This window comes from Mycobacterium attenuatum, from assembly GCF_900566085.1.
GTDB lineage: Bacteria > Actinomycetota > Actinomycetes > Mycobacteriales > Mycobacteriaceae > Mycobacterium > Mycobacterium attenuatum.
Map to the genome: position 1 here is coordinate 1 of NZ_UPHT01000111.1, position 7891 is coordinate 7891.

The 7891-nt window shown below is 62.9% G+C and carries 6 protein-coding genes and 1 pseudogene; 1 reads left to right on the plus strand and 6 read right to left on the minus strand.

Translation table 11 applies throughout. From position 1 onward, the window contains the following. The 5 genes and pseudogenes from EET13_RS18520 to EET13_RS18545 form a co-directional block, all read right to left on the minus strand. A pseudogene (locus tag EET13_RS18520) lies at positions 1 to 113 on the minus strand (WXG100 family type VII secretion target); the annotation flags it as partial. 148 nt (positions 114 to 261) lie between these two features. Further along, positions 262 to 585, minus strand: coding sequence for a hypothetical protein (locus tag EET13_RS18525; protein ID WP_244603989.1), 324 nt, complete (start codon positions 583 to 585; stop codon positions 262 to 264). 303 nt (positions 586 to 888) lie between these two features. Continuing rightward, on the minus strand, positions 889 to 2415 hold the full coding sequence (locus tag EET13_RS18530; RefSeq protein ID WP_122443656.1) for a phospholipase C: 1527 nt from the start codon (positions 2413 to 2415) through the stop codon (positions 889 to 891). Positions 2416 to 2801: 386 nt separating this feature from the next. After that, positions 2802 to 4334, minus strand: a complete 1533-nt coding sequence (locus tag EET13_RS18540) for a phospholipase C (RefSeq protein ID WP_122443658.1) — start codon at positions 4332 to 4334, stop codon at positions 2802 to 2804. 210 nt (positions 4335 to 4544) lie between these two features. Then, complete coding sequence (locus tag EET13_RS18545) at positions 4545 to 6080, minus strand: phospholipase C (RefSeq protein ID WP_122443661.1); 1536 nt, start codon at positions 6078 to 6080, stop codon at positions 4545 to 4547. 737 nt (positions 6081 to 6817) lie between these two features. Here EET13_RS18545 and EET13_RS18550 point away from each other — a divergent pair. Further along, complete coding sequence (locus EET13_RS18550; RefSeq protein WP_122443659.1) at positions 6818 to 7540, plus strand: GAP family protein; 723 nt, start codon at positions 6818 to 6820, stop codon at positions 7538 to 7540. A 258-nt stretch (positions 7541 to 7798) separates the two neighbouring features. Here EET13_RS18550 and EET13_RS31640 read toward each other — a convergent pair. Then, positions 7799 to 7891, minus strand: a 93-nt coding sequence (locus EET13_RS31640; protein WP_425294257.1) for a hypothetical protein, incomplete at its 5' end; no start/stop codon positions are given.

The following is a 7891-nucleotide window of genomic DNA, read 5'->3' on the forward strand; positions in this document are numbered from 1 at the left end:
TGCGAGGACGCCCACATCCGGCGGGCCTCGTCCTCAACCGTCTGAGCGTGCGTCTCGAAACGGCCCGCCATCGCGCGCATCGCGTGGGGGTCGGTCATAAAGCGTGTTGCCATGTTGCCTGTCTCCTTGTCAACTGGGCTTATATAGTCAACTGGGCTCTTAGTCGGGAGTTATTTGTGCAGATTGGCTCCTAGTTAGTGCCGACCGCGGTGATACCGAAGTCACCAATCGGTCATGAAGAACGACAGTCACCCCTTTCTCTCAACCGGCCGCCGGAGAATGCGGTACGACCCTGCTGCTACGCGGCGCCTCGAACCGAGGTTCGGCATTGGCCGCCTCCCACTCGTTCCACTCCGCCCACTCGTCCCACTCGTCGGTGCTGGATTCGGCGGGTTCTGGATCCACGGCACCGGGAACGACGGCGACCTCGGCCGCTTCGTCCTCCTTAGCCCAGTGATCATAGTCATCCGGTGGAACGGCCGTACCCCAGCTGAGCGGAACCGACAATCCGCCAAGCATCCCCGACTCACCGCGCTTCGCCGCCACGGCGTCGGGCGGCAAGGGCGGACCGAGAGGCAAAAGCACGCTGTCCCCTTCCAGTGCCGTTTCCCAAAAAACCAACCCTCAATGGCAACCATCAACCATCAAGCACTTCGCATCGTATGACAATCCCGCGGCAATTATCCCCATTTTTCCGATTTCTCTGCATGCCGCAGGCGCCGGGGTGCGCAGGCCCCCAACGCGGGTCGCAGGCTGCGCGATCGCCGTTCGCAACGACCGAACGTGCCGCGTGATCGGCGCCCCCACATACCGCCGCCGCATGGCAGCCGCCAAAGTGTCCAAAGTGAAGGCCTGGCCAGAATTTGCATTCAAAAGCGTTGGCGCTGGCTAGCAGATGCCGCTGGGAATTCCGCGGACCGGCCCGGATTCCTGGACCGGCATCGTCTGCGGATAAGGCACCCGATAGGGAAGGCCTTCGTTGAGAAACCCCAGAACCACGTTGGGCACACAATTGGCAACCTTGGGCAGTTGCCGGGCGGGGTGGTCCAAGTTGGGCCGCGACGGGTCAGGTGGTGCGGCGAAATTGAATGCCGACGTCATATCCCCGGTCACGCCGGCCCGCCAGGCGGTCAGGTTGGGCACCGGAACACCGAACCGTTTGCCGATAAGTTGCAGCTGCGAGGTGTGGTCGAACCGGTCATGGACCATGAGCCCGCCGCGGCTGTAGGGCGAGATAACGAAACACGGCACCCGGTACCCCAAACCGATCGGTCCGCGGATCCCGCCGGAGCCGTCGACCTTGTCGATGTCCACGCTGTTGGGAATCCATTCACCCGGCGTTCCCACCGGCGCGGTGGGCGGCGTGACATGGTCGAAAAACCCGCCGTGTTCGTCGTAGGCGATGATCAGCGCGGTCTTTTCCCACACGGCCGGATTGCGAAGCAACGCCCGGATCAGGTTGACGATCGTGACGGCACCCACGGCGATCGGGAAGGACGGATGCTCGGAGTCGACGGTCAGCGGCACGATCCAGGAGACCTGCGGCAGCCTGTTGTTCATGATGTCGAGGACGAAGTCGGCGGGATAGCTTGGCGCGATCCCGTATCGCGCCAGGTCCGACCGCGGATCTCCGGCCTGCTTGAAACTGCCCACGTAACCGTTGCGGCTCAGGGACGTGTCGTTGAGGCCGCCCAGCAACTTGCTGTTGTAGACCTTCCAACTGATGCCGGCGTCGCAAAGGTTCTGCGGCATGATGCGCCAGGTGAATGTCAGTTTCGGCTGAATGGACGGCTCGACGATTTGCGGGCCCCCCTGGTCACCGTCAGGGTTGACGGTGCCACTGATCCAGTAGAGCCGGTTGGGCATCGTCCCGCCCAGCAGCGAAGAGTGGTAGTGGTCGCAGATGGTGAACGTGTCAGCGAGCAGGTAGTGGATCGGGATGTCAGGGCGCGCGTAGTAGCCCATCACCACCGGCGTATTGGCCGGCGACCGCGTCCTGGCTTGCGCTGCAAGCCAGCCGTCGTTGGCTCCGCCATTCCACGACAAGTGCGCGGCGATCCACTGGTGGTCGGGGTCGTTGACACATTCGCCAACACCGTTGTGCCCCCGGGTCGTGTCGATGCGGTACGGCACCGTAGTGCCGGCCGGGTCAACCGCCTGCGTCTGCGGGTTCCAGCCCCTCTGCGCGAACAGCGGCGTCGGGGTGTCGAACCCGTCTACGCCGGAGAGCGTGCCGAAGTAATGATCGAACGACCGGTTTTCCTGCAGGCACAACACAATGTGTTCGATGTCGGTCAGATGTCCCGAACAAGGGCCGGCCGCATAGGCCTTCTCAATCACCGGAGCGGCCCAGTCCTTGAGAAATGCCGCCGCGCCGACCCCGGTGGCCTTTGCCATGAACGCGCGACGCGACATCCCAGCAAATGCACTGCGGCCCACCGGTCCTCCTCTATCGATCTGAGTCGACCGTATAGGCGTGACCGAAGTCGGACGCGAAACACAAACCGGCGTGTCCGGGCGCATTCAGCATTTTTCGGTCCGCTTTTCCGGTTGAACCGTGAACCGATCGCATCGAGACCGCCGAACCCACGGAAATTCCATGTGCGGTCCCGTTGTCTGGCCCCGGCATATTCGGCAGGAGCGGGCCTGCGTGGAAAGCCTGGGCGCAGAAACTCTTGCCAGGTTGGGATCGCCGTCCGCCGCTGGCAGACACGGCACCTGCCCGCTCGCGCTCGGCTAGCAAAAGCGGTGCCGCGTGACCGAATCGCGGAAGGGTGACGACGGTGACTGCTCCGTTCGATTCAGCAAAGTCCGCTGGGAATGCCACGCATCGGTGACGTTTCCTGGGTGGGCATCATCTGCGGGAATGGCACCCGATAGGGAATTGATGTCTTGGTCGTCGTTCCCAATACCGCATTGGGAACGCACTGCGGCAGTTTGGGAACAGACTTCAGCAGCGGATGGTCCAGGTTGGGCTTCGACGGGTTCGGCGGGACGGCGAAATTGAATGTCGAGGTCATATCGCCCACCACACCATTGCGCCACGCACTGAGATTGGGAACCGGGACTCCAAACCGCGCACTGATCAATTTCAGCGTCGAGGTGTGGTCGAACGTGTCGTGGACCATCAGCGGGCCGCGACTGTAGGGCGAAATGACAATGCAAGGGGTGCGGAACCCCAAGCCGATCGGCCCCCGGATGCCGCCGGAACCCGACACCGCATTGATATCCGGGACGGTGACGTACTCCCCTAGCGTACCCGGCGGCGGCGTCGGCGGTGTCACGTGGTCGAAGAAACCGCCGTTTTCGTCGTAGTTGACGATCACCGCCGTCTTCTCCCATACCGCCGGGTTGGACAGCAAAATCCTCAGCACGTCGACAATTCCGACGGCACCGATGGAAACCGGTAGTGCGGGATGCTCGGACAACAGGAATCCAGGCAGCACCCAGGAGACATTGGGCAACGTGTTGTTCTTAACATCAGCGGCGAAGTCGACGGGATAGGTCGGGGCGATGCCAAAGCGGGCCAGGTTGGATCTCGGGTCGGCGGCTTGCTGGAAATCGTTGATCAGTCCGTTGTAGCCCACCACCGTATTGTTGAGCGGGCCTAGAAATTTGTTCTGGTAGACCTTCCAGCTGATGGCGGCGTCCTCGAGGTTCTGCGGCATGATGCGCCAGCTGAGTTTTTGCTGCGGCTGAATGTTGGGTTCGATCAGAATCGGGCCGCCGTTGGTTCCGTCCGGGTCGATCCAGGCGCTCATCCAATACAGCCGATTCGGCGTGGTCCCGCCCAGCAGCGAGCAGTAGTAGCCGTCGCAAACGGTGAATGTGTCGGCAAGCAGGTAGTGGATCGGCAGGTCGCGGCGGGTGTAGTAACCCATCGTCACCGCTACGTTGCCCTGTAGCGGACTGGACGCGGCCTGCGCCGGCAACCAGCCGTCGTTGGCACCACCGTTCCAGGAGTTATGCATGGCGATCCAGCCGTGATCGGGGTCGTTGACGCATTCACCGTCAAGCAGCGGCCCCCGGGTGGTGTCGAATCGGAACGGAATGGTGGTGCCGGCCGGGTCGACCGCCTGTGTCGCTGGATTCCAGCCTTGTTGCGCGAACGTCGGCGACGGATCGTTGAAGCCACGGGTGCCGGACAAGGTGCCGAAATAGTGATCGAATGACCGGTTCTCCTGCATCAATAGCACGATGTGCTCGATATCGGTCAAATGTCCCGCGCAGGGCCCGACGCCATACGCCTTTTCGATAATCGGAGCGGCTAATGACGTCAGGGCACCGGCGGTGGTGGCGGCGGCGGCTTTAACGAAGAATTGCCGACGAGTCATTCCGTCAATCGGGTGCTCGCTTCCCACACTCCCTCCTCGGCGGCCGCTACGCACATTTCTGATCACGGTATAGTTGTGCGGGCCATCAACATTACTAAGCCAACCGGCGTTTCGAATTCCATTCGCCATCGAATGCTGACGTTTCTATACCGGGCGCAGCAAATCTTTTGGCCGCCGGCCTACCCACCATCTCGGCGCGCCGGTCGTGGTTCAGCAAAGCCCGCTCGGAATCCCGCGAGCGGGGCCACTTTCCTGGGTGGGCATCATTTGCGGGTAAGGCACCCGGTAAGGAATGGACGGCAGCGCGCCGTCCGTCGAACCCAGTATGACGTTGGGAATGCATTGCGGAAGTTTCGGCACGGCCGCCAGCAACGGATGACTTAAATTCGGTTTGGTCGGGTTCGGCGGTGTTGCGAAGTTGAACGCGGAGGTCATATCGCCGACGACGCTGTCGCGCCAGGCAGTCAAATTGGGAATCGGCACGCCGAAGCGAGCGCGAATCAATTTCAACTGCGAGGTGTGGTCGAACGTGTCATGCACCATCAGTCCGCCGCGACTGAACGGAGAAATGATCAAGCACGGAACGCGAAAACCTAAACCCAACGGTCCTCGGATACCACCGGAACCGGACACCGCGTTGATGTCTGGCACCGTGACGTACTCGCCGGGTGTGCCGGGCGGCGCCGTCGGGGGCGTGACGTGGTCGAAGAAGCCACCGCCTTCGTCGTAGCTGATGATCAGCGCGGTTTTCTCCCATACCGCGGGGTTGGACAACAGAATCCGCAACGCAGTCACCATGGCGACCGCGCCGAGCGCGACCGGCAAAGCGGGGTGTTCGGACTGGATGAACGACGGAACCAGCCAGGAAACCTGCGGTAGCCGGTTGGCTTTGACATCGGCCGCGAAATCCACCGGATAACTCGGCGCAATGCCGAAGCGGGCCAAGTTCGAGCGCGGATCCGCGGACTGCGAGAAGGCCTGAACCAGCCCGTTGTTGCTGATGGGCGTATTGATGAACCGTCCGGCGTCCTTGTTCTGGTACACCTTCCAACTGACGCCGGCATCCTCGAGGTTTTGCGGCATGATGCGCCAGTTGTACTGATGCAGGGGCAAGAATCCGGGTTCTACGAGTTGCGGTCCGCCGTTGGTGCCGGCCGGGTCGATATTGGCGCTCAGCCAGTACAACCGGTTGGGCAGGGTGCCGGTCAGCAGTGAACAGTGATAGCCGTCGCAAATTGTGAATGTGTCGGCCAGCAAGTAATGGATCGGTATGTCTTGGCGGGTGTAGTAGCCCATCGTCATAGGGACGAACGGCGTCGTACGAGTGTTCGCCTGCGCCGGCAGCCAGTTGTCGTTTGCCCCACCGTTCCAGGAGAGATGCATAGCGACCCACTGGTGCTCGGGATCATTGACGCACTCGCCGTCCAGGATGGGCCCGCGCGTGGTATCCAGACGGAACGGGATGGTGGTCCCCGCAGGGTCGAGCGCCTGCGTCATCGGGTTCCAGCCCTTTTGCTGGAATACCGGGGACGGGTCGTTGAAACCACGGGTGCTCGAAAGCGTGCCGAAGTAATGGTCGAATGACCGGTTCTCCTGCATCAACAACACGATGTGTTCGATGTCGGTCAAATGCCCGGAGCAGGGGCCCGCGCCGTAAGCCTTTTCGATCACCGGGCCGGCATAGTCCATCAGCAGCGCCGCAGCGCCGGCTCCGGTCAGCTTTGCGAGAAACTCGCGGCGTGACATTCCCCGGAACGGGTTTTGCGTCACGAAATTCGCCTCCCTGCGCACGTGTCAGCCCACGGTATAGTTCCGGCGTCGGTCGATCGCGGCACGCGCCCCGGCGTGTCGTATCCGGGTTTTTCCTCGCAGCAAACGTGCGGCGACTGCTTGCCGCGGATCCGTGCTCGGTTGCGGCGTTTGTGCGGTCGCGAATTTCCGGTTGGTCGAGCCACCCCGCCGAAGCTGCAAAAGCGGCGGCCAGGGCACTGAAACTGGACCGGCGACCCGGTGGGCCGAGGACCAAGACCTGCTCGGCTCACATCGCTGGGCAGCCGCGGCCACGGCTCGGCGATGCAAGCACCTGGTTAAGCCGGCGGGAAGCGATGGCGGCGCTTGGTAGCGGACCGACCGCGATATCGAGGCGAACGATCCGGACTATTGTGCCGCGGCGCCCGCCCGTTTGCGGGCACCACAGTGCCAATCCATCGGACTAAAGGTCTTCAAGACAAAAATTTATTGAATCCCACATTCTTAACCGATCCCTCAGATTGCCATTTCTCGACTCGGTGCCGGCACTGCGATCGCCTCGATCATTGGAGGTCAGCGCCCGCTTTTCTGCCTTCCGCACGTCAGGATTCGGCATCGACACTCTTAGTCTGAGGCCAAGAATGATGCCACCCGTGGGTAACGCGGTCGTGATCGGAAAAACCAATGCCTGAACGGGTTTCGTCCTCGTCACCGTCGTTGTAGCGTCCGTTGCCATGTGGGGTACGGTGCTCGTGCTAGCGCTCGTGGCGACGGCCGACCCGGTGCGGATCGGGATCAGCGTTCTCCTCTCGTCGCGGCCTCGAGCCCTCGGCCAGCTCCTCGCGTTCTGGCTGGGCGGCATTGCTACCAGCGGTGCTCTGGCTACGGGTGTGCTGTTCGGTCTACGAGGTTTCGCACTCGACGTCATGCACCGGGTGGAGGTTGCCACCGCCACTTCCACCGCTGGGCACGTTCAGATCGCGATGGGTGTGACGGCGTTGCTGATCGCCGGGCTGGCCGTCGGCGCCTCACCGGGGCTGCGGGCGCGGCTGGGTATGTCGGGCAGCAATCCGTCGCAGTTGCAGCTGCGGACCTCCACGACGATCTCGAGATTGTCGGCGCGCGCACAGTTTGCGCTGCAGGCCCGCCCGCTACGGGTCGCGTTCGTCCTCGGGGTCGGAATGCTGGTGGATCTGCGGTTTCTGGTAGCGCTCACCGCGATTCTGGCCTCGGGCGCCGCGGTGGCGACTCAGGTCACCGCGGCCGGGGTCTACAGCCTGGTCGCGCTGGCATTCGTCGAGCTGCCACTCGCCAGCCAGTTGGCGGCGCCGGCGAAAACCGGCCAGATCATGTCGGTGCTGCAGCGCTGGGTCAAAGCTCGGCGGCAACAGATCTTCGCGGTCGTGACTGCCCTGCTGGGCGTATTTCTGATGACCACGGGAATAGGCCACATATAGGGCGGCGATAGCGGCCCGACTATTGCGGCCGCGGCACCGTGCCATCACGGCTCCGAGACCACGGCCCGCCGCGGTCCTGTGCGGCTGACATGATGAGGGCGCGGGTAGCACGGGGGTTGGTTGGTGTTACCCGCGCCCTAGGCCTAGGGAGCCGGCTGGTGAGGCCGACTCGGTGCCGGTCAGGCCCGACGGAGCCGCCGGCGGACCCAGTCCTGTTTTTGTGCCGCGCCGCTGAAACCTCGACCGATGTCTTGTGCTCTAACCCACGCCGGTGCGCGGTATCACGCTCGGGCGTGCCTGCACCACATGCGGATTAGCCCCGCCACGGCCCATCATCCCGCCCGGCATCCC

Bases quoted from the DNA above. Each gene is read 5' to 3' on its own strand.
- EET13_RS18530 (WP_122443656.1), bottom strand. From the start codon at position 2,415: ATGTCGCGTCGCGCGTTCATGGCAAAGGCCACCGGGGTCGGCGCGGCG.
- EET13_RS18540 (WP_122443658.1), bottom strand. From the start codon at position 4,334: ATGACTCGTCGGCAATTCTTCGTTAAAGCCGCCGCCGCCACCACCGCC.
- EET13_RS18545 (WP_122443661.1), bottom strand. From the start codon at position 6,080: ATGTCACGCCGCGAGTTTCTCGCAAAGCTGACCGGAGCCGGCGCTGCG.
- EET13_RS18550 (WP_122443659.1), top strand. From the start codon at position 6,818: ATGTGGGGTACGGTGCTCGTGCTAGCGCTCGTGGCGACGGCCGACCCG.